The following is a 22,133-nucleotide window of genomic DNA, read 5'->3' as shown; positions in this document are numbered from 1 at the left end:
TTTTGGGATGGTTTGCAAATTGCAAAAACTCACTAATGTTAATTAAAAATATCACCACAAACTTATTTGGACGCAAATGGGAAACGTTAAAGTACTATTTTCTACTAGAAGAAAATTCATCACACTTACGAGCACAATCTAAGTTGCGTATTAGGGTAACCTTCAAAAATACTTTGGCGATATAAAAATGAAAAGCGCCTCACGTAAGGCTGTTTATAAATACAGTGTTAGTAGAATTTATACTTCCTGTCTTCAATATCTAGAACCGGGTCACAAGAGTTATAGTACCCACAATATCTTTCGTAAGAAATTTAGGAAAAAAGTTAACTTAACATCACTTTTAGTTCATCATGTACCATAATTTGTTCATAAAACATAACTTATAGTCAATCATGAAGTACTACACAGAAATCACTCACATTGTTAGTGGTGCGCTCAAAAGCGATAAGTCACTCGTTTCTGCTTATACACAACAGCTTATTGAAAAACTTAGTACCGACGGTGAAGTTTTAGCGGTAAAAGGACTAAGAGAACAACTAAACGCTACTGGCACAAGTGCAATAAAAAGTGCTAACAGCACGTTAAGTTTGTCTCGTCCAATTCCAGTAGAGAAAGACAATCGGTTTTCGTTGGCAGACAAAACTTATCCTACAGTTGAAGACTCTATTGTTTTTTTATCAGATGATAACGAAAGTACCGTAGACGCTTTTCTAAGCTACTTATTAAAAAAAGAACAACTACATAAGCTTGGCATTCCCATTAACCCTTCGCTTCTACTGCATGGTGAACCCGGAACGGGAAAAAGCAAATTAGCTAATTACCTAGCTGCAAAGCTTGAACTACCTCTAATAACTGCCAGAGCAGATGCGTTGATATCCTCTTACTTGGGATCTACCTCAAAAAACATTCGTTCGCTTTTGGAGTATGCTCAAAGCGAGCCATGCGTTTTATTCCTTGATGAGTTTGATGCAATAGCAAAAGCTAGAGACGATAAAAATGAGATAGGTGAACTAAAAAGAGTTGTTGTAAGTTTGCTTCAAAACATTGATAACTTAGGAGATACAATTTTAGTATCTGCAACAAATCACGTACATCTATTAGATCCAGCAATTGGAAGAAGGTTTCACTACAAACTAGAACTATTGCCACCCAAAGAAAGAGAACGAAGGAGCTTACTTTCATCATTAGTTTCTAAGTTCGATTTTGTTGATGAGGATATGGAGATTTGCGTAGTCGCTTCAAGAGGAATGACAGGTGCTGAAATCGAAATGGCAACGTATGAGTATCTCAGATTTGCAGTTATCAATGATCTCAAACCAACATATATTGGACTTCTTAAAGAATTATTACTAGTTATGCACCCTTGGCTAAGCTTCCAAGGTGACGATTCAAGATACGATGGTATTCATAAACTAAAAGAGCTAAATACCGAGCTATACACAGGTAAGCTTTTATCAAAATTATGGGATATATCCCCTAGTTACGTCAGTAGGTTATTGAAGGAACCAAAATAAATGAGCAAGGCCTATAATCCTATAAAACACGTTGAGTTCTCAATGGAGGATTACGTTCGTCCAACGGTAAATCCAGGAGGAAGCAACGAACCTCTTAAAAGTGTTACCGACAAGTTTAGATGTAGCCTCATCGAATCCTTAGAGGATGTAAAAACTAAGTTGCTATCCGGCAAAAATGGTATTGGATTAGATGTGTGTACTGCAGTAGTTGAATTGGAAGACAATGCAACAGCTAAGTCACACCGCCCAACCGACATATTTAATGAGCAAACTTGTCCGTTTTTTGGAGACGCCGGATACGGGAGAATGTTAATTCAAGTTAGCAGCGATGGTTTGAAACATCTAGTAAATAAAATTCGTCAAACTAAAACTAAGGGCGGCATTAAAGCGCTATCGGCTGTAAAGTCAATTTCCAATTACGAAGCCTCTTTAGTACAACCACACGAAACAGACACTGCGATGATTGTCCGTTTATTCCAATATGCCGATATGTCACTTAATCAAAGGATTGACGAAAGGTTTGAGAAAATCCTAGATGAGCTAGGCTGTAAGTGGCAAAAACATCGCTCTCAGACAGTTCGTTTGTACAAAGTTAGCTCTAATACGGGAGATCTAGTAGCTAATGCTCCAAAATTAACGATAATCCAAAGTGCTGTTATTTCGAATGGTATCACTATTCAGCCAATGAATAGTGATGGAATAGACACAGTTCAAGCAGAAATATCTCCACCAGACCCACTTATTGAATACCCGATTGTTGGTGTTGTAGATAGCGGTGTGAGTTTACATTGCAAGCCTTTATCTCATTGGCTTGTAGCACAAAAAAGAAAGGTTCCTGATACTTTTCGGGATTTGAACCATGGCACATTTGTAAGCGGGATGCTTTCAAATTCGCATTTGTATAATCAAGACCCTCGCTTCCCTAAATGCCAATCAAAAATAGTAAGTATAGAAGTACTTGGAAACAATATTGGTGATATTTACGATATTGTAAATACAATGTATGAAGCTGCTGATTCCTACCCAGAAATAAAAGTTTGGAACCTATCATTAGGTTCACCTGAAGCTGTTTCGATGCATGAAATATCTGTAATGGCACTAATGCTCGACGAGTTCCAAGAAAAATACAATTGTCTTTGTGTTATTGCTGCTGGTAACTACACGGAAAAAATGAGAGGGTGGCCTCCTTCAGAAAAACTCAACGACGGTATCTCAAGCCCAGGTGATTCATTAAGAGGTCTAACTGTGGGCTCTCTTGCTCATGTAGATGGACATGTAAAAAGCAAAGACCCTTCTCCCTTTTCAAGAAAAGGACCTGTATCTAACTACGTACAAAAGCCGGACGTAGTGCATTTTGGTGGTAACTTGCTAAACATTGGTGGTACCGCTATACCACTAGGTGTAAACTCTGTTTGTCCTAATGGTCTAAAACGAAACGATATTGGCACTAGCTACGCCACCCCAATTATATCAAATATCGCAGCTAATCTATTTCAGAAGCTCGGCGAAAAAGCCACCCCGAATCTAGTGAAAGCGCTGATTATTCACAATGCGAATATGGGGTTACCTTCTAACTTTAAAGACGAGCACCGACCATACTATGGCTGGGGGATTCCTAGTGATCTTTCGTCGATACTTGATGTTAACGACTACGAGGCGACTCTAGCATTTGAGGGGCATGCTCAAAAAAGTTTTGAAGTTGAAAAACTCCCATTCCCCATCCCTGAATGCCTAAGAACTGAAGAGGGCAAAGTTAGAGGCGAATTTTTCATTACTTTGGTTTATCAACCAGACCTTGATGCAAACCAGGCGTTTGAGTACTGCCAGGTAGAATTAAAAGTAGGTTTTGGAGAAGTTGGAGAAGATGGCGGTTTTACCTCAAAAGTCCCTCCTAAAAAAGATGCTCACCTCTACGAAGAGGACTTAGTAAAAAATGGGGATAAATGGTCTCCGGTCAAAGTCTACCAAAAGCGTTTCCCCAGAGGGATTGATATAGAAAATTGGCGTCTACGTGTAAAAATCTTAGGGCGTGACGGCTATGAAGCAGAAGGTGTGCAAGTGCCCTTCACTATCTTATTAACGATTAGAGATATCGATAAAGAGCAGCCTGTATATAATGAAATGGTCAATCTTATGGACGCGTACAACTGGAACGTTTCCGACCTAATTATCGATCAGCGAATCGAAGTGTAATCATTCCTACTTTCACTTTTCAAAGCTAGAAGTTGCTCCCTAAACTGAACGAACCGCCTAGCAATGTTTAAGTTTTCAAGGAATTTTTTAAGTCATCTACAGGCGGCGGAGAAAGCCGCCTTACTCTCTTATCCCTTAAAGTAACTCACAAGAACACGGGTGCTTTGTAATGCCCAAACGAAAATGGCATAACGCAATTACTAATCAGCAACTTCAATTGCTTTCTTCTACCCATGCACTGGCAGGATTGTGATATTTTCACCGTTGAGGTTATGGCCATTCGCTCAATACGTTGTCACCGAGCAAGTCGCTTATTGAGACAAGAATGACATTCACTCTAGCCCGCTTCATGCGGGCTTTTCTTTGTCTTTCCATTCCATTTTGTTTCTTCTTTAACCGGATATTGGATTGAAGGCCCCTTCTTCTTAACCATGAATCCAAATCGCAGGGTGAAAATGCGCTAATTATGCGGTTCTGGTTTACCAGCCCGCTTTGCAATGGTCTAATACAGAAAGAAATACAATGCGTAAGCAACAACAAATCGGAACCATTAATGCCTCAAGATAATCAGCCCTCTCTGTTTTTCTTCGATTACGAAACCTGGGGAACCAGTCCAGCCAAAGATCGACCAAGTCAATTTGCAGGCGTAAGAACGGATATGGATTTAAATATCATTGGCGAGCCTTTGGTTATTTATTGCCAACCGCCCTCTGATTACCTCCCCTCTCCAGAAGCGGCGCTTATTACTGGTATCACTCCACAAACGGCAGTGTCTAAAGGGCTTCCTGAACCTGAATTTATTCGAAAAATTCATGATGAGCTCTCTACTCCAAACACAACGAGCCTTGGCTACAACAGCATTCGATTTGATGATGAAGTTTCTAGGTACACTCTTTACCGGAATTTCTTCGACCCTTACGCATGGAGTTGGCAAAATGGTAACTCTCGTTGGGATTTGCTCGATGTGATGCGTGCTTGCCATGCCCTAAGACCTGAAGGCGTCAATTGGCCAAAACGCGAAGAAGATGGGCACACCAGCTTTAAACTGGAGCATTTGTCTGTCGAAAACGGGATAGAACACGAAAATGCCCACGATGCGATGGCAGATGTTATCGCAACCATTGAAATGGCGAGAAAAGTTAAAGAAGCGCAGCCTAAGCTGTTTGATTATCTCTTTAGTATGCGCCATAAACGAAAACTCAATGAGTTGGTCGATATCGTCAACATGACACCGCTAATGCATGTTTCTGGCATGTTTGGGGCGGAATGCGCGTATACCTCTTGGGTTGTTCCTTTGGCTTGGCACCCAACCAATCAAAACGCCGTGGCAATGGTTAACCTTGCAATGGATCCTACCCCACTTATTGAACTCAGTTCCGATGAGTTAAGAACAAGGCTATACACACGCCGAGATCAACTGGAAGAAGGACAATTGCCTGCTCCCGTTAAACTTGTTCACCTAAATAAATGCCCTGTTCTCGCACCGGCGAAAACGTTAACGGCAGAAAATGCCCAATTTATCGGAATCGACAGAGAACAGTGCTTGAAAAATTTGGCACTCATTAAGCAACACCCAGAAATTAGAGAAAAGCTTATCGAGCTATACCAAAACAAAGACGAGTACGATGTCGATCCAAACGTGGATACTCAGCTTTATAATGGGTTCTTTTCTCCGGCAGACAAAGCCACCATGGACATCATTCGAGAAAAAGCCCCAGAGCAATTAGCGGGGATGGAAATCAATGTTAAAGATGAACGCATTGCGCCACTTCTGTTCCGTTATCGTGCAAGGCACTACCCATGGACGCTCGACGAATCAGAGCAAGCTAAATGGGCTGCGCATTGTCGAGATTACTTCGAAAGTAATTTGCCCGACTACATGCAGAACCTTGAAAACTTAGTTCACGAACATGATGGTGATGAAAGAAAGGTATCGCTGTTAAAATCCGTATATCAATACGTAGAAAAACTGGTCTCATAAGGTTCGTTTGTAGATGTTGCAACGTGTTCTTGGTTACGTCATTTCCTTTCTGGTCATTATGGCTTGTCTGCTTGTTGGTTTGACTATCCAACACTTATTAGGGCTCGCGATACCCGGCAGCATATTTGGAATGTTGATTCTCTTTACGTTGCTGGTACTTGGGCTCATTCCGGTTGAATGGGTTCGCCCTACTTCACAGCTGTTTATTCGCTATATGGTGCTGCTCTTTGTGCCGATCAGCGTTGGGTTAATGAACCACTTTGACATGCTTGTCGATAACGCGCTCCCGATATTAGCGAGTGCAGTCGGCGGCACAGCCATTGTTCTCGTTTTGCTCGGACTTGGATTAGACAAACTATTGAAGGAGCCCAAATGATGTGGGTGCTCCTGACTTTAGCGGCTTTTTTCTTTGCTCGTGCAGTTGCAAGAAAACTCAATAGCCCAATTGCGAACCCGCTTGTTATTAGCGTTTCAATCATCATCCCGACACTGGTATTTCTAGATGTTGATTTTGACACTTACTACTCGCAAAACGAATGGTTTAGCTTCTTACTACAACCTGCCGTTGTTGCCCTTGCTTACCCTCTTTACGAACAGCTACCAGAAATACGCGCTCGCTGGCGGATCATATTACTGGCTTGCGGAGTGGGTAGCATTATGTCGATGTTTTCGTCGGCCATGATCGCCTATTACTTAGGAACCGAATTGCACCTTATCGCCAGTTTACTGGGTAAATCGGTGACCACTCCCATCGCCATGGAAGTGTCCAGTTACTTAGGTGGCGAGCCCGCCGTTGCCGCTATACTCGTTTTGCTTGTTGGTGTATTTGGGGCGGTTTTCGCGTATCCGATTTACAACTTGATTGGTGTTAAACATCCAATAGCACGAGGTCTTACAATGGGTACTGTATCTCATGCTCTTGGAACCGCTGCTTGCGCAGAGAAACACCCAAAAGACGCGGCATTTAGTTCACTCGCACTCGTCGCTTGTGGGGTGATCACGTCAATTCTCGCGCCTGCATTTTTTGCGTTGGTCGTGTGGTTAGGGTAACCAGCCTCTAACCTTCACGCCTCCCCCTCCTATCTCCCCTTATCTCTCCCTATATCGCTATTTTCGCTAGCTCCCACTTACTCCTATTTACTTTCACTTGCTCTCACTTTTGCTCAAATAACCGCTTAAAAAGCAATCTATTAATAAATTTGATGTCGGTCGCACGAAATTTCTATGTAATCAATTACAAGTTAGATGTCACTCACATAGTGAAACCAAATGACCGATTGCAGACATTTGTGTGATTTACATCACTGCGGTGGCGTGTATATTTTCTAGAATGAAATTGAACGTACCCCCAAAAGGACAAGAAATGAACGCTAGGATGTTAAAGGCGATTAAAGAGTTACCGACTCCACTCGCGGCTGCGATGGAGGCAATTGTTTCTAATCCGGATTTTAACGCGACCATATCACCGCAAGATTTTGATGAGCTTCTCACGGTTTCTGGCTTGAGTGATGAAAAATTGAGAGTCGCACTGTTGCCTGTTGCTGCAACCTATTCTCACGCCCCGATATCCAATTTTTACGTTGGCGCTATTGCTCGCGGGGTTTCTGGGCGACTGTATTTTGGTGCAAATATTGAATTTCTAGATGTACAGCTAGGGCAAACCATTCACGCTGAACAATGTGCTATTTCCCGTGCCTGGATGATGCAAGAGCGTGGGATTAAAGACGTGACAGTGAATTTCAGCCCTTGTGGTCACTGTCGTCAGTTCATGAATGAATTAAACACCGCTTCTGAACTTTCTGTACAACTTCCAAATCGAAAAGCAAAAACGCTCCACGACTATCTGCCGGAAGCCTTTGGCCCTCAAGATATTGGAATCGAGTCTGCGTTGATGACTGAAGTCGACCACGGTAAAACCATCGATTCTGATAACGATCTCGTCATCAGTGCGCTGGCGGCTCTAAATATTAGCCATGCTCCATACTCTCATAACCTAAGTGGCGTATCTTTACGCACCAAGTCTGGGTTTGTGTTTACGGGCGCATACGCAGAAAATGCTGCGTTCAACCCTAGCCTTCCTCCTCTGCAAGTCGCCATTATTCAGATGATGATGTTGAACATTTCACTGGATCAACTTGAAGAAGCCGTTTTAATCGAAATGCGTGATGCGACATCAAGCCACTTAGCGAATACTCAAGCAACTCTGGAAGCAATAAATCCAGACATTCCACTTGAATACATTTCACTATAAACCGTAACAACTCATACACATTAAGACCTTGAATTTACAAGGTCTTAATGTACTTGGTTGTGAATAACACAAAGCCTTAGCAAACGATTGCGCACCAATGAAAAATGAGTATGATCCGCCTCATATCACTCAAGATAAGGTCGAACAATGTTTGGTACAGCAACAGGTAAAAAGGCAACACGCGTTCTTCTACTGGGATCAGGAGAGCTGGGTAAAGAAGTGGCTATCGAGTGCCAAAGACTTGGATTAGAGGTTATTGCTTGCGATCGTTATCCGAACGCCCCTGCAATGCAAGTCGCCCATCGTTTTCACGTTCTGGATATGCTTGATGGCGACGCTCTCGCGAATATCATCGCCCAAGAACAGCCTGATTTTGTTGTTCCAGAAATAGAAGCCATTGCGACAGACAAACTGGTTGAACTTGAGTCACAGGGGTTAAATGTTGTTCCAACAGCAAATGCGACCAAGCTGACGATGAACCGTGAAGGCATTCGCCGTTTAGCGGCTGAAGAATTACACGTAAAAACGTCGCCTTATCGTTTTGCAGACAACTTTGCAGATTTTGTTAGTGCGGTTGAATTTGTCGGCACACCTTGTGTTGTAAAACCCATTATGAGCTCGTCTGGTAAGGGTCAAAGTGTTATCAAATCCGAATCGGACATTCAGAAAGCTTGGGACTACGCTCAGGAAGGTGGCCGCGCTGGCGCTGGTAGAGTGATTGTTGAAGGGTTCATTGATTTTGATTACGAAATTACCCAGCTTACCGTCAGAGCGGTCGATGGCGTTCATTTTTGCGAACCCATTGGTCACAGGCAAGAAGATGGCGACTATCGCGAATCGTGGCAACCTCAGCAGATGTCGGACAGTGCAAAAGCCAATGCACAGGAAGTTGCAAGCAAGGTAGTCAATGCTTTAGGTGGGCACGGAATCTTTGGTGTGGAGCTGTTTGTAAAAGGCGACGACGTCATATTTAACGAAGTTTCCCCTCGCCCTCATGATACTGGGTTGGTTACGTTAATCTCGCAGGAGATGTCTGAGTTCGCATTGCACGTAAGAGCCTTTACAGGTATGCCAATCAATCACATAACCCAGTATGGTACCTCTGCTTCAGCAGTGATCCTTGGTCAGGGTACGTCGACCGATATTCAATTTAGTGGCATTGGTGATGCATTAAGCAGTGCTCAAACACAGTTGCGTCTTTTCGGTAAACCGGATATTGATGGACGTCGTAGGCTGGGCGTGACTTTGACTCGTCGTGATACTATCGAGCAAGCGGTTCAAGATGCAGTAGAAGCGGCATCTAAGATAAAAATTGAATACTAGAAATAAGATTTTATGACTGCTCGGCTTACTTAGCTGAACTTGGTTAGCGCAATTGAAAAGCCAGCATACAATTATGCTGGCTTTCTCTTAATTTTAATTTGGGCAAAGCCGACTCACTCTATGCTTCCGGTTCTATCACCCAAATCTCTTCTGCAAATCGAGTTAATCCCTTTTGAATTCTAGGATGGCTTTCATCAGCATCTTCACGCGATACCCGTGTGATTTTAAACCCAGAGAACAATTCATATATCTCGGTTGCTGGAACACTGAATGGTGGCCCCGTCATTTCTTTTTGATCATAGTCCAATGAAACCAAAAGAATTTTGCCACCCGGAAGCAGTAGCGATTTCAGTCTTTCTACATAGTCACGTCGTATTTCTTTAGGTAAAGCGATCAACGCAGCGCGATCATAAACCAAATCAACAGGTTGTATCGGCGCTGTAAAATAATCGCCCGTGTAAATACTTAGCTCATCAAATTGATAAAGTTCATGCTGACCAGAAACTGTCGTGACGGTGGGTGTATAAAACTGCTCAGCAAAAAAGGCTCTAACAGCAATATCACTCAGCTCTACACCTTGAACGTCTTCGTGGAATTTGGCTAACCACACAAGATCTTCAGACTTTCCACATAAGGGGACAAATACCTTCTTTTCACGGCTAGGTTCGAGTAATTTCCAATGTTCAATTAAAACGGGGTTTACATCGGTTAAGTGAAACCCTATCTGGTTAGATGCCCATTTCTGATGCCAAATTTCTTGGTCTTGCATTACCATTCCTCAAGCTAATACCGTTTTGTAGAGAATATAGGATCGCCTCTTAAACGGAAAGAGATGATACTGATTGGCAAAGAAATGATATACCCAAGTTACCTCAAGATGTAGGATTCAGAGCCTTATATTCTGTTTCAGTTCAAGCCTCTTTATTTCAAAAAATCAGGAACGCGGCGGAATGATGAGTCCTTTCCAAGTTCTTTGACGAAGAAATGGGACAGAATATGGGCTCCCAAGGGCGAGTTTAACTGGCTTTCATACTGCGTTACCGATTTTTGATTTAGAACCACTAGATCTTCAAATCGATGCCTTGCCTGAAAGCCAGTTAACTCTCGCTGAACCTAGTATCTTGAGGTGACTTGGGTATACAAGCTAATTGGAACTAAAGTGCTAATTATTTGTTTCACTCCCCAGCAACGCTAGCAACTCAAATTGGGTGAACATCACACTTTCATAAAGTTTTGCGTTAAACCTTAGTTTCTGTCATGGATTTAATGCACTAATCACCGTAATTTGTGCCGCATAAAACTACAAATACAAACGTCAGGTTTAAAAATGGCTAATCGCACACTTATATTTGGCAATATAGGCGCGGGAAAGTCTGCTTTAGCAATAAAAATTTCGTCTATCACCGGGCAAAAACACATCGAGCTCGATGAATTAGCGTGGCACGACGAACAGCATTCTATTGCAGAAAAAATGCAGTTTCTTTCTAGTGAGCTTCAACATCTAAACACTTCGGGTAACTGGGTTGCAGAGGGCGTATTCGGACAGTCGCTTTCAAAGCTCATGGTAAAAACCACACAAGTTATATTTCTGGATATGCCTTTGCCTGTTTGTCTGAATCAATTGGATAAACGTTATAGAGATAAACTGCACGTTTCCGATCTGGAACGTCAAAAGCTATGGGCAAGATCATACTACCAAAGGGAAACCGCTAACTCTTATGCCTACCATAGTGAGCTTTTCGATCGTTTTTCAGGGCATAAAATAAGGATATCCGACGCAAAATCGCTGAAGGAATTCTGCGCCAAACTCGATCGCACAAAAAATGCGCACAACCTCACACTAATCGACTAAATATACCGCTAGGGGTTGGAACTTAACCCTTTCATCCCTATCTAATCTATATCTGCCAAATGCAGACTATTCAACTTCTTAACGCGTTCAGTACCCTTTTTGTACACAATTTACTGCGCTTAAACTAGGAGTATGAATGAACCTGTTTCTGAAAACTACGGCTTTGATGCTATTGCTTCTGAGTAAAGCACCTTTTGCTGCCGTAAACTCTCCAACGTATAACTCCGACTCTGCACGCTCTTCTGGTACTTCTCAAAACCAGCCAAATGCCAATGTATTTCGACGTAGCTTGAGCGGTCTGTATAGCATTCCTTCGACTAACGCTAAACCCATTCAACCTTATTCAGACTTTGATGTGTTGTATTCCAAAGCTCATCAAGCGCAATTTGAATTGGAGAACCTTTGTAAAACGGCTGGCATGTTGAGCGGAACAACCCCTTACTTCGCAGGTGTTAAAAGTGAATCCAGAGCAAAAGACAAAATTGAAAAAGAGTTAGACGGAAAGGTATCTAGGATTACCGATTTAGCGCGAGCAACCTTAGTTGCTAAAGACATTCCCAGTTTGGTTGCTGCCTACGAAATGCTTCATAAAAACACAAAAATTCTGAAAGTGAAGAATCGCTTCAAATCCCCTACACCTTCCGGTTACAGAGATCTTAATGTCTTGTTGGAATTGCCCGGTACTAAGCTCATAGCGGAGGTACAGTTGCATTTAAGTGATATTGCAGAAGTAAAGAGTGGTGCAGAGCATAAAATTTATCAGAAGATTCAGTTTATTGAACGTACGGCTGCGATTGAATCTAGAGAAATGAATGATATTGAAATTCAAAATATAAAACAGTTAAGGTCGAAAGCCAAAACCTTGTATCAAAACGCTTGGCAACCTTATATTGCGCCTCAGGCTGCTTGATAGCGTATTGCACAATTTACTAGAGTAGGAATACTAAGCTTATTGGAAGTGTTAAGCTGTTAACGCAATAGCAAAAAAATACACGAGATAGAAAACCAAGAAGCTGCCAGACTTAAGATTTATACCTTAAGTCAAGCAGCTTCAAGCAGTTGAGTTTCCCACGCAGCAAAACGAATACGTTTAAAACCACCACAAACCAAAATGACCGCAAGCGAATGCGGTCAATTTGCTTAGGCTACTTTTCAACCTTGATGTTTTCGACCCGGGCTTTTAATTTTTGACCTGGGCGGAACGTAACAACACGTCGAGCAGTAATTGGAATGTCTTCGCCCGTTTTAGGGTTACGACCCGGTCTCTGATTTTTATCGCGAAGATCGAAATTCCCGAAGCCTGACAGTTTTACCTGTTCGCCATTTTCTAGGGCTTTTCGAACTTCCTCGAAAAACACTTCAACCGTTTCCTTGGCATCCCGTTTACTGTATCCGAGCTTTTCAAACAGGTTCTCAGCCAAATCGGCCTTTGTGAGCGCCATAAAACTTCCCTCAAAGCTGTGTTAAAAAATAGCTACAAAAACTGTAGCGCCAAAGCACTTTGTGGGACCTTTAAGGTAGTTGAAGACCCCACAAACAAAAGTGTATGCCAAGCTTATGATTTTCGCCAATTTTTTTCTAATGCCATATTAAGCGCAAACTGTAAGTAGCTGATAATTTACTCAACAGAAGTAATGTTTTAAGGATTAATAAACCAAGAAACCCACAAAGTACAACACACAAACCCGCAAATCATATAAATAAAAGTGAAATAGACTATTGTAAATTTTGTGTACTTTTTACATGTTTTATTAGGTAATTCATAAAGTTGAGACAAAATTTGCGAACTTTTGCGATTAGAGACACATCATTTATGAAACAAAAATCAGATGGTTCAAATGCATAGCAACAAACAACAATCGGAGCTTGTTATGACTTTTAATGGATAAATTTACACACCAAATACCATCTTTCGCTTTCTGACTTTCGTCGGCACGTTCAACTCAGAAACTCCACTTAATTTGAGCATAAATAGCGGTACCGGATGTTTTACCGAATACGCTATTTTCTCTGCCATTAAAGCGCTGGATCACTCCGATCAGCTGCGCCTCATCTGAAATAGAGTAACTGGTGTTCGCACCTAAATAGAGAGAACCATCGCCATATAATGTAGAACTGGCTGTTAATCGCATGAGCGGGGATACATCGAACCCTAAGTCAACATTAGCGGTATGCTCATCGAAACTCATGGTTCTCGGTGAAGTCGGCTTGTTAAGATAGTTAGGGGTGCTATTTGGCTCTTGTGGTTCAGAGATATAAAGCGTAGCGACTCTTCCCAACCAGTTTCGTCTCCCACCGAAGCTATAATCCACTTCAACACTGGCTATGACAGTGGCGGTGAGTTCTATCTCTTTCCATTTGTCTTTAGTAGGTGAAAAATAGCTTACCTCGCCTCTTACGCCAGCGCCTTTAATATCGCCTGCAAAACCCGCTCCTACTACCGCATCCAGTTTGGCTTTGCCTACCATTAATTGGTAATCCCAACCCGAGTTATTTCCTAGATATCGAGCCGAGTAACTGTTTTGGTCATCGTCTTCGCTGGGTGAATACACCACGTCAAAACTGCTCGCGTAACCCAAACTTCGGCTGAGTTGTAATGCGTCTGCTCCACCTTTCTCCTCATAATCAAAATCATAGATAGAATAGGTGTTGTAGATATCATTTGGGTTCCATATTGTCGTCATCGCCCAGTTAATGCGAAACCGCCCAGCTCTGGCTCGCCAATCACTTCCGGAATAGTCTAGATAGGCTCGATCAAATTGTGTTGTTCCAATTTGACTGCCGTTGTCATGCCAGTTACTCGTTAAATCAAAGAACCCATCATCCTGACCGACTGCGCTTCCGTAATTGGGGTTGTTACTGACGGAATCTCCCCAAATAAAGCGGTTTCTCATGCTAACGTTAGCTCGAAGGGTCGAGCCGAAACGATATTCAAAGTTAAACCGCTGGTGTAAGAGATGATCAGTCGAATTAGCGTTTGAGGAATCGGGCATGTTAAAAGTAGCCATATACTTAATATAGCCACCCAAACCCCAACTTTTTTCGGGTACTAACCCTGGAATCTGAGCAAAGCTGGAAAACGAAGCACAAGTTGCAATCAGATAACTCGCTGAAAACAGATAACTTATCGATTTCATACCAGTTCCACGTCAACTCGTTCGTTTTGTTGCTTGTCTTCTGTCAATTGACCGTCTTCAAAAACGATCACGCGCTTAGCGCGTTTGATGACCCTTGGGTCGTGAGTGGAGAATATGAATGTAGTCCCCTCTTCATTGTTCAAACGCTCCATAATATCTAGCAGCTCCGCTGTGCTTTTTGCATCCAAATTTGCCGTTGGTTCATCTGCCATTACAAAGCGTGGTCCGGGAGCAAGCGCTCTCGCCACAGCAACCCGTTGCTGCTGCCCACCGGATAGTTTGGCAGGCACTTTGTGCATCTGATCTTTCAACCCAACGTTTTCGAGTAGTGCTGAAGCTCTGCTTTCGCACTCCTGAGCCGTTCGACCTTGTAACTGCATGACAAATTCAACATTTTCTAGAGCGGTCAACACAGGAAGCAAACTGTAGTCCTGGAAGATAAATCCAATATGATCCCGACGAAACGCTATCAGCTCTTTTTCTGGCAAATCACAAATATCGCAACCATCAATGCTGACCTTTCCTGCAGAAGGTGTATCGATTCCACCTAGCATGTTCAAGAGCGTAGTTTTTCCAGAGCCGGATGGCCCCATAACCGCGACGAATTCTCCTTGTTCAATCGTCAAATCTAGCGCTTTAACCGCATGCACGGGAAAGTCACTGTCTTGGTTATAGGTTTTGCGTAGCCCATCTATTTGAATAGTCATAATTAATGCTTCTCCGACATAGCTTGCACTGGTTGTTGCTTAAGAATTTGCCTTGCCGGATACAGTGCAGCAATGACACTGGCAAGAACGACCGTAAAGACAATAAGTTGATACTCTGATAGCTGGATGCGCGGATACAACACAGTGTCCACACCATAAGCACCTAACGCATCTGACATGATGCGGAGATCAAGCCCTGTATGATTCAAAATGAGAATCAAGGTTACGCTGGCTAGCACACCCAAACATGCCCCTAACGCGCCTAAGAACGTTGCTTCGCATAGAATGAGCGCGAATATTCGATGTTTTTGCATCCCTACTGCCATGAGCACACCAAACTCTCGTGTACGCTCAAAAACAGACATTAGGAGAATATTGACAATCCCGAAGCCCATCGCGATAACAAACACACCCAAAATTAAGCCGTTACTCGTGGCCATTGAATTTTGCGCCGACGCAAGCATCGGCTGAATTTGACGCCAACCTCGCGCTTCACTCTCATTAGGCAATATGGTGTTTATTGATTCTAAAAATGCTTCTATTGACTCGACCGACGGATCTTTTAGTAGGATGGCCACTTCATGTGAGCCTTCAATGCCGGCTAACTTCGTTAAATCGGATTTCCTTACATAGATATTTCCATCGTCAAAACTGCTTGAAGGCGTTTTGAACACACCTCTTACTCGAAACGCTGCACCAGCAACCTCATTATTGGTGTCTGAAAAAGTGAGCACCACTTTTGATCCGACCCTCAAGTTAAGCCTTTGTGCTGTTTTTTCAGAAACGAGAACGGGGTTACGGCCTTCCTTGCTTAACCAATCCCCTTTAATAATGTGAGATGACAGCGGCGTTATCTTCCGTTCTGAGTCCAAATCCACCCCATTGATTTTTATGCCTCTATTGCTTCTCGCAGACGCAACCATACCGTGGACAAGAAACCGAGCTGACATCTGCACTACTTCGGAACGACTTTCAATTGCCTTCAACATCGCCTCCGAATCCGGAATAAGCGCATTAAGATCTGGGTTGTCAGAATAAGATTTGTGATGAATTTGCACGTGGCTAGTTTGCCACGAGATGGCGTTACTCAGCATGCTATTCATTAAGCCATTCATAAAGCCCATGATGGAAACCACGCCAAGTAACCCAAATACCATGGCGCCCAGCATGATCCCTGTGCGAATTTTATTTCTCCACAAGTTGCGCCAAGCCAGTTTAATCAGCATGTGCGCCCCCTTTTAGTGCATTCACTAAATCCATCCGATACACCCTAAACATCGGGTAAAGCAGGCATAAAACTAACAGACCAATAATGATGGAAACCTGATTCACATATAGGCTTGCAGATAATGCAAAGGGAAGAATAGGCTCCATACCCGCTTCTAGCATAAGCGTTGCAGTGTCACCGGTTAGCTGGATAGGATTGAAGTAAAAGTAAATTAAGATTGGTGTTGCTAATAACATTCCAATAAAAGCGCCAAGCGCACCGATGAAAATAGACTCTATGCCAATCAATGCGAGTAAGCGGCTTCTGAGCAACCCTGTTGCTAGCATTACCCCAAACTCACGTTGTCGTTCTAACGTCATCATGAGAATGGTGGCAAATAGCCCAAAGCCAACAACACCATAAAGCACTAGCATCATAAAAATGCCCCCTGCTTTATCCATTTGAATGTTCTGGGCGGTTTCAGGAGAAAGGTCTCGCCAATCCCTCACTCGTACATCTGAACCAAAAGCGTCTTTTAACTCCTTTACCTTTCGGTCTATATCATTAAGATCTTCAACGTGTATAACCCAATTGGTGATTTGGTTATCTGTACTGAACATTAGCTTTGCTTGCTCAAGCGGAATGTAAACCAGCTGGTTTTCCAATTGGGGAATAGGAAACGAAATTAGCCCAGCTACCTTAAACAACCCTGCCGCGGTTTGTCCTCTGTAACCTTGCCCGTAAAGCACCAACTCATCACCGACAGACAAATTCATATGGCGTGCCAGTGATTCACCCACTAGTACTTCCTGATCTTCTGGATTCAGATAGTGGCCTTGAATCACCTTTTCACTAAGATTTGCATAGCGGTCTTCAAGGTCTGGGGAGATGCCAATAACCATGACACCTTTGGATTTTTCTTTCGCTGCTGCCAACGAAAATGATTCAATACGAGGGAGTAAGTGAGTAAATTCAGGGTCTTTTGTTACTGGGGAAATAAACTCAGTGGAACCCGGAATCAAATCATCAATACTGTTGCTCTCACCAAAATTTGGGTGCTGCAACTGAATTAACCCTGTAGAAAAACGAGCGCTGTTTTCGATACTGTTGGTGTAGGTCCCTTCTTGTAACGAGCGCATAACGAGCGAAAGAAACAACGCTAACGCCAATGCAGAAGCAGTGAGTAGCGTTCTGCGCTTTTGCCGCCATAAATTACGCCAAGCTAACGTAAATAGCATGATATGTCCTTAACGGAGTAAAGGCTGCCGATTCTGAGTTTAGGGTCTGTTGACCTTTCGAGCTGATTTTTGCAGCAATTTGTGGGTGATTTATACAAGGCAGAGCTTATTCGGTGTAGTCGCTCTACATCAATGAGCGATAACGCAGTAGAAATAAGCCACAAATGCTGCCCGAAGGGTTCTTTTCTATGCCTTTTGCTCTTTGTTGCAAGGTATTTGCTTAGAATGACTAGGCGTCACACCTTGCGCCGCGATTAAAAGGCATAGAAGTCGAACAAAATTTAACCACGAAAGGTCAACAGACCCTAGTCACGTAATGTTTTCATTTGTGATTGTGAGAAAAAGTCGTCACCTATCTCAAAATCAAACTGGGCTTCATGCGTGATCATTTCTGTTTTCTGACCGGGCTTATCTGCCGGAATCATTTCCATTCGAGTTGCAATATTTCGACCGCCGAGTTCTTTCACCTCATAGGTACTAAGCGTGTTCACTAACTCATCAAATTCGTCATAAAACTCCACCTTTCTTTGGAGATAGGTGTCTTGTGAAATCCACAATGTAACTTTGCTCCAGACAACAGGCGCATCCGGTTTGGCGGTTGCTTCAATCTTCCATGTTGATACCGAGTCAAACGTATCTTCTCCCGCCAGTTCATGGGTATAGTCGACAACAATGGAAGACTGGTTAATGAGATCATCATTGGTGAAGTCAGACCCCATCCAAGATTGCCCTAACATGGAAGGCGCAATTTTAATCACCCTCTCTATTCCGGGTATCCAGTTCCACATTTCACGATATCTTTTTAATGAAGTAGAGCCTTTGTCCTTTGCAGGCGCCGTGACCAAAACCAAAGAGAGATCTTGCCCTTTGCTCCAAGATTTCATGCTCATAGAACGAGCCCAATCAGGGCGGACAATGTTCATTGTAGAAACGGTGTAACTCGATTCGCCTCTCATTTGCTTATCGGAACGCTCAATAATTTCCGTTGCGTTCAGTGTTTTTCAGACGAAACACTCGTGAGGGGAAGTACCAATAAAAATATCGCTAGCCAACGCTTCATGTTGCCTCCTGTAAAAGATACATATCCAAGTAACCTCAAGGTATTTGGATATATGAACATGATGATATATTTTGGATTAACGATGCGTTAAGGAAGATCAAATTGCCAGACGATTTACAACTATCTGAATGAAAACGGGATAACAGGTACAAAAAAAGCAGGCTAATTCGCCTGCTTTTTGTCTATTTGGTAAGAATCAACTAGTCACGCAGTGAAGCGCCAAACTTCTCAGATACGTGAGCTACGATCGCATCAACAGCACCCGCAATGTCTGCGTCTTCTAGCGTGCGCTCTACTGATTGTAGTGTAAGCGCGATAGCTAGGCTCTTCTTGCCTTCTTCAACGCCTTTACCTACGTAAACGTCGAATAGCTTCGCATCTTTCAAGAACTCACCACCTTGCTCACGACAAGCGCTAACGATGTCGCCAGAAGCGACTGCTTCATCAACAACAACCGCAATGTCACGACGGTTTGATGGGAACTTAGAAAGCTGTACTGCTTCAGGAATCACTTTCGTGTTGATCGCTGACCATTCAACTTCGAATACGATAGTACGACCGTTTAGACCAAACTTACGCTCAAGCTCTGGGTGAACCGTACCGATTACACCTACCTGACGCTCTGTTTCAAGACCAGCATCAACGACGATAGCTGCAGATTGACCTGGGTGAAGCGCTGGGTTCGCTGCTTTATCTTCAGCAGAAAGCGCTGCGAAAGAGTAAGCGACTTCGTTTGCAGTTAACTCAAGAACGGCTTCTAGATCGCCTTTAAGGTCGAAGAAGTCCACTGTGTTTGTCTCGATATCCCAGTGCTCTTCACCGCGAGTACCTGCAATAACACCTGCAAGCATCGGCTCTTGACGCATACCGTTTTCAGCTGATTCACACGGGATGAAACGTAAACCGTACTCGAATAGACGAACACGTGGCTGTTGACGCTTCTGGTTATGAACCACTGTGTTTAATAGACCTTGAATAAGACCTAGACGCATCGCTGACATGTCCGCAGAAATTGGGAATGGCAGAATTAGAGGCTCAACACCTGGAACAACGAGCTTTTGCTGCTCTGGTTCAACGAAGCTGTACGTGATCGCTTCTTGGTAACCGCGGTCAACAAGTAGGTTACGAACGCGTTTTAGCGGGATATTCGCTTCAACGTGGTTGTGCATCTTAAGTGCAGCAGCTGGACGTTGGTTAGGAATATTATCGTAGCCGTAGATACGACCCACTTCTTCAATTAAGTCTTGCTCGATAGCAATATCGAAACGCCAAGTTGGCGCTGTTGCTGTCCAACCTTCGTTCGTGCTTTCTACCGATAGACCAAGACGCTCTAGGATCTCAGCCACATCGCTATCTGCAATATGGTGACCTAGTAAGCTATCTAGTTTAGTGCGACGCAGTGCAACTGTGTTTGCTTTTGGTAGGTCTGCCTCGGACTCAGCACCCACAACTGGCGCCACTTCACCACCACAGATCTCAACGAGAAGTTCTGTCGCGCGTTCCATTGCACTTGTTTGAAGTGCAAAGTCAACACCACGCTCAAAACGCATTGAAGAATCAGTGTGCAAGCCATAGCTACGAGCGCGACCACGGATGTGATCCGGTGCGAAGAACGCACACTCAAGTAGAACGTCTTTAGTCTCAGTCGTTACACCAGACTTTTCACCACCAAAGATACCCGCGATTGCTAGTGCTTTGTTGTGGTCTGCGACAACCAGAGTGTCTGAGTTTAGTTCAGCTTCATTACCATCTAGAAGAGTCAGCTTCTCGCCCTGCTCTGCTAGACGAACCACGATACCACCTTCGATCTTCGCTAGATCGAATGCATGCATTGGCTGGCCTTGCTCTAGAAGAATAAAGTTGGTGATGTCTACCACTGGATCGATAGAACGAATACCACAACGGCGCAGTTTTTCTTGCATCCATAATGGTGTTTCAGCTTGAACGTTTACGTTCTTAACTACGCGACCTAGGTAACGTGGACACGCTGCTGGCGCTTTTACTTCAATCGAAACTGTGTCATCGATAGCTGGAGCTACTGGGTTTACAGTTGGCTCAGTCACGTCAGAGCGGTTTAGTACACCAACTTCACGAGCAAGACCACGAATACTGAAACAGTCAGCGCGGTTAGCTGTTAAGTCTACGTCTACCGTTACGTCATCAAGACCTAGGAATTCGCGGAAATCATTACCGATAACAGCGTCTTCAGCCAACTCTAGAATACCATCAGATTCTACATCGATACCTAGTTCAGAGAATGAACAAAGCATACCGTGGGATGGTTGACCACGCAGTTTTGCTTTTTTGATTTTGAAATCGCCTGGTAGCACAGCACCAACGGTTGCTACAGCAACTTTGATACCTAAGCGGCAATTAGATGCGCCACAAACGATGTCTAGTAGTTCTTCAGCGCCAACATCTACTTTTGTTACACGTAGCTTGTCTGCATCTGGGTGTTGACCACACTCAACCACTTTACCTACTTTAACGCCAGTGAAAGAACCGGCAACAGGCAGTACGTCGTCTACTTCTAGACCCGCCATCGTAATTTGGTGTGTAAGCTCGTCAGTCGATACCGCAGGGTTTACCCACTCACGAAGCCATGATTCGCTAAATTTCATAGTGATGTATCCCCTGGATTACTTGAACTGTTTTAGGAAACGAAGGTCGTTCTCGAAGAACGCACGAAGATCGTTTACGCCGTAACGAAGCATCGCCAGACGCTCAATTCCGATACCAAACGCAAAACCAGAGTATTTTTCAGGGTCGATACCAACGCTGCGCAGTACGTTCGGGTGAACCATGCCACAGCCTAGAATTTCTAACCACTTACCATCTTTACGCTTAACATCCACTTCCATTGAAGGTTCTGTGAATGGGAAGTATGACGGACGGTAGCGAACCTCTAAGTCTTCTTCGAAGAAGTTCGTTAGGAAGTCGTGCAAAATGCCTTTTAGCTGCGCAAAGTTCACGTTCTCGTCTACTAGCATACCTTCCACTTGGTGGAACATTGGTGTGTGCGTTTGGTCGTAGTCGTTACGGTAAACACGACCTGGTGCGATGAAACGGAATGGCGGTTTACCATTTTCCATCGTACGGATCTGAACGCCAGACGTGTGAGTACGTAGCATAAGGTCTGGGTTAAAGAAAAACGTGTCGTGGTCAGTACGTGCTGGGTGATCTTCTGCGATGTTCAATGCATCAAAGTTGTGGAATGCATCTTCAATTTCAGGACCGGACTCAGTACTAAAGCCTAGCTCACCAAAAAACTGCTCAATACGCTCAACTGTACGAGTAACTGGGTGTAAACCACCGTTCTCGATACGACGACCCGGTAGAGTCACGTCGATAGTCTCTGCGGCTAGCTTCGCTTCTAGCTCTGCGCGTTGAAGCGCGTCTTTACGAGCTGCGATAGCTTGTTGAACAACGCCTTTCGCTTTGTTGATCTCTTGACCAGCACTGCGACGCTCTTCTGGTGGTAGTTTACCTAGGCTTTGAAGCTGAGCGGTAAGCTCACCTTTTTTGCCTAGATACTGAACACGCACTTCATCAAGTGCAACTAACGAATCCGCTGCTTCAATCGCAGCGTTCGCATTAGCAATGATCTCTTCTAGATGTTGCATCGTTTCCTCATCTACCTATGTAAAGAACATAAGTGGTAGTGTCTATA

General features: G+C 43.6%; 18 protein-coding genes. 9 read left to right on the top strand and 9 right to left on the bottom strand.

Annotation, left to right across the window (positions count from 1 at the left end):
* The first annotated feature begins 392 nt into the window (after window positions 1-392).
* From Q8W40_RS05265 to purT, 7 genes are all read left to right on the top strand, one after another.
* Window positions 393-1,514: an AAA family ATPase gene (locus Q8W40_RS05265; protein ID WP_305396187.1), complete on the top strand. Its 1,122-nt coding sequence runs from the start codon at window positions 393-395 to the stop codon at window positions 1,512-1,514.
* Window positions 1,515-3,707: a S8 family peptidase gene (locus tag Q8W40_RS05260; RefSeq protein WP_305396186.1), complete on the top strand. Its 2,193-nt coding sequence runs from the start codon at window positions 1,515-1,517 to the stop codon at window positions 3,705-3,707.
* Window positions 3,708-4,260: 553 nt separating this feature from the next.
* Window positions 4,261-5,688, top strand: a complete 1,428-nt coding sequence (gene sbcB / locus Q8W40_RS05255; RefSeq protein WP_305396185.1) for an exodeoxyribonuclease I — start codon at window positions 4,261-4,263, stop codon at window positions 5,686-5,688.
* Between the two features lie 13 nt (window positions 5,689-5,701).
* Window positions 5,702-6,064 carry a CidA/LrgA family protein gene (locus tag Q8W40_RS05250; RefSeq protein WP_101115362.1) on the top strand — a complete coding sequence of 121 codons (363 nt, stop codon included), beginning with the start codon at window positions 5,702-5,704 and terminating at the stop codon, window positions 6,062-6,064.
* The gene (locus Q8W40_RS05245; RefSeq protein WP_101115406.1) at window positions 6,064-6,738 is read left to right on the top strand and encodes an LrgB family protein; all 675 of its coding nucleotides are present in this window, start codon (window positions 6,064-6,066) and stop codon (window positions 6,736-6,738) included. Before Q8W40_RS05250 ends, Q8W40_RS05245 begins: the two co-directional genes overlap by 1 nt.
* A gap of 313 nt (window positions 6,739-7,051) precedes the next feature.
* Entirely contained in the window at window positions 7,052-7,939 is an 888-nt protein-coding gene (gene cdd / locus Q8W40_RS05240; RefSeq protein ID WP_305396184.1) for a cytidine deaminase, read from the top strand.
* A 147-nt stretch (window positions 7,940-8,086) separates the two neighbouring features.
* Complete coding sequence (gene purT / locus Q8W40_RS05235) at window positions 8,087-9,262, top strand: formate-dependent phosphoribosylglycinamide formyltransferase (protein WP_305396183.1); 1,176 nt, start codon at window positions 8,087-8,089, stop codon at window positions 9,260-9,262.
* A gap of 118 nt (window positions 9,263-9,380) precedes the next feature.
* Here the strand turns inward: purT and Q8W40_RS05230 are convergent, their stop codons facing one another.
* Window positions 9,381-10,031 (bottom strand): thiopurine S-methyltransferase, encoded by a 651-nt coding sequence (locus Q8W40_RS05230; protein ID WP_305396182.1) that lies wholly within the window; start codon window positions 10,029-10,031, stop codon window positions 9,381-9,383.
* Window positions 10,032-10,589: 558 nt separating this feature from the next.
* On the opposite strand from Q8W40_RS05230, the gene Q8W40_RS05225 reads away from it, so the two are divergent.
* Together Q8W40_RS05225 and Q8W40_RS05220 are read left to right on the top strand one after the other, a co-directional pair.
* The gene (locus Q8W40_RS05225) at window positions 10,590-11,114 is read left to right on the top strand and encodes a hypothetical protein (protein WP_305396181.1); all 525 of its coding nucleotides are present in this window, start codon (window positions 10,590-10,592) and stop codon (window positions 11,112-11,114) included.
* A gap of 136 nt (window positions 11,115-11,250) precedes the next feature.
* Window positions 11,251-12,024 carry a RelA/SpoT domain-containing protein gene (locus Q8W40_RS05220; RefSeq protein ID WP_305396180.1) on the top strand — a complete coding sequence of 258 codons (774 nt, stop codon included), beginning with the start codon at window positions 11,251-11,253 and terminating at the stop codon, window positions 12,022-12,024.
* 235 nt (window positions 12,025-12,259) lie between these two features.
* Here Q8W40_RS05220 and ihfA read toward each other — a convergent pair whose 3' ends face one another.
* The 8 genes from ihfA to pheS form a co-directional block, all read right to left on the bottom strand.
* The gene (ihfA, locus tag Q8W40_RS05215) at window positions 12,260-12,556 is read right to left on the bottom strand and encodes an integration host factor subunit alpha (RefSeq protein ID WP_305396179.1); all 297 of its coding nucleotides are present in this window, start codon (window positions 12,554-12,556) and stop codon (window positions 12,260-12,262) included.
* Window positions 12,557-13,057: 501 nt separating this feature from the next.
* The gene (locus Q8W40_RS05210; protein ID WP_305396178.1) at window positions 13,058-14,251 is read right to left on the bottom strand and encodes a hypothetical protein; all 1,194 of its coding nucleotides are present in this window, start codon (window positions 14,249-14,251) and stop codon (window positions 13,058-13,060) included.
* Entirely contained in the window at window positions 14,248-14,958 is a 711-nt protein-coding gene (locus Q8W40_RS05205; protein WP_305396177.1) for an ABC transporter ATP-binding protein, read from the bottom strand. Before Q8W40_RS05205 ends, Q8W40_RS05210 begins: the two co-directional genes overlap by 4 nt.
* A 2-nt stretch (window positions 14,959-14,960) precedes the next feature.
* Entirely contained in the window at window positions 14,961-16,184 is a 1,224-nt protein-coding gene (locus Q8W40_RS05200) for an ABC transporter permease (RefSeq protein ID WP_305396176.1), read from the bottom strand.
* Complete coding sequence (locus Q8W40_RS05195) at window positions 16,174-17,403, bottom strand: ABC transporter permease (RefSeq protein ID WP_305396175.1); 1,230 nt, start codon at window positions 17,401-17,403, stop codon at window positions 16,174-16,176. Before Q8W40_RS05195 ends, Q8W40_RS05200 begins: the two co-directional genes overlap by 11 nt.
* A 305-nt stretch (window positions 17,404-17,708) precedes the next feature.
* Entirely contained in the window at window positions 17,709-18,398 is a 690-nt protein-coding gene (locus tag Q8W40_RS05190; protein ID WP_305396315.1) for an outer membrane lipoprotein-sorting protein, read from the bottom strand.
* A gap of 265 nt (window positions 18,399-18,663) precedes the next feature.
* A complete protein-coding gene (gene pheT / locus Q8W40_RS05185; protein ID WP_305396174.1) occupies window positions 18,664-21,084 on the bottom strand; it encodes a phenylalanine--tRNA ligase subunit beta in 2,421 nt (806 codons plus the stop codon).
* A gap of 18 nt (window positions 21,085-21,102) precedes the next feature.
* On the bottom strand, window positions 21,103-22,086 hold the full coding sequence (pheS, locus tag Q8W40_RS05180) for a phenylalanine--tRNA ligase subunit alpha (RefSeq protein WP_305396173.1): 984 nt from the start codon (window positions 22,084-22,086) through the stop codon (window positions 21,103-21,105).
* Window positions 22,087-22,133: the final 47 nt, after the last annotated feature.

It is taken from the genome of Vibrio penaeicida (assembly GCF_030689305.1).
GTDB classification, from domain to species: domain Bacteria; phylum Pseudomonadota; class Gammaproteobacteria; order Enterobacterales; family Vibrionaceae; genus Vibrio; species Vibrio penaeicida_B.
This window is presented reverse-complemented; position numbering and strand designations above follow the sequence as displayed.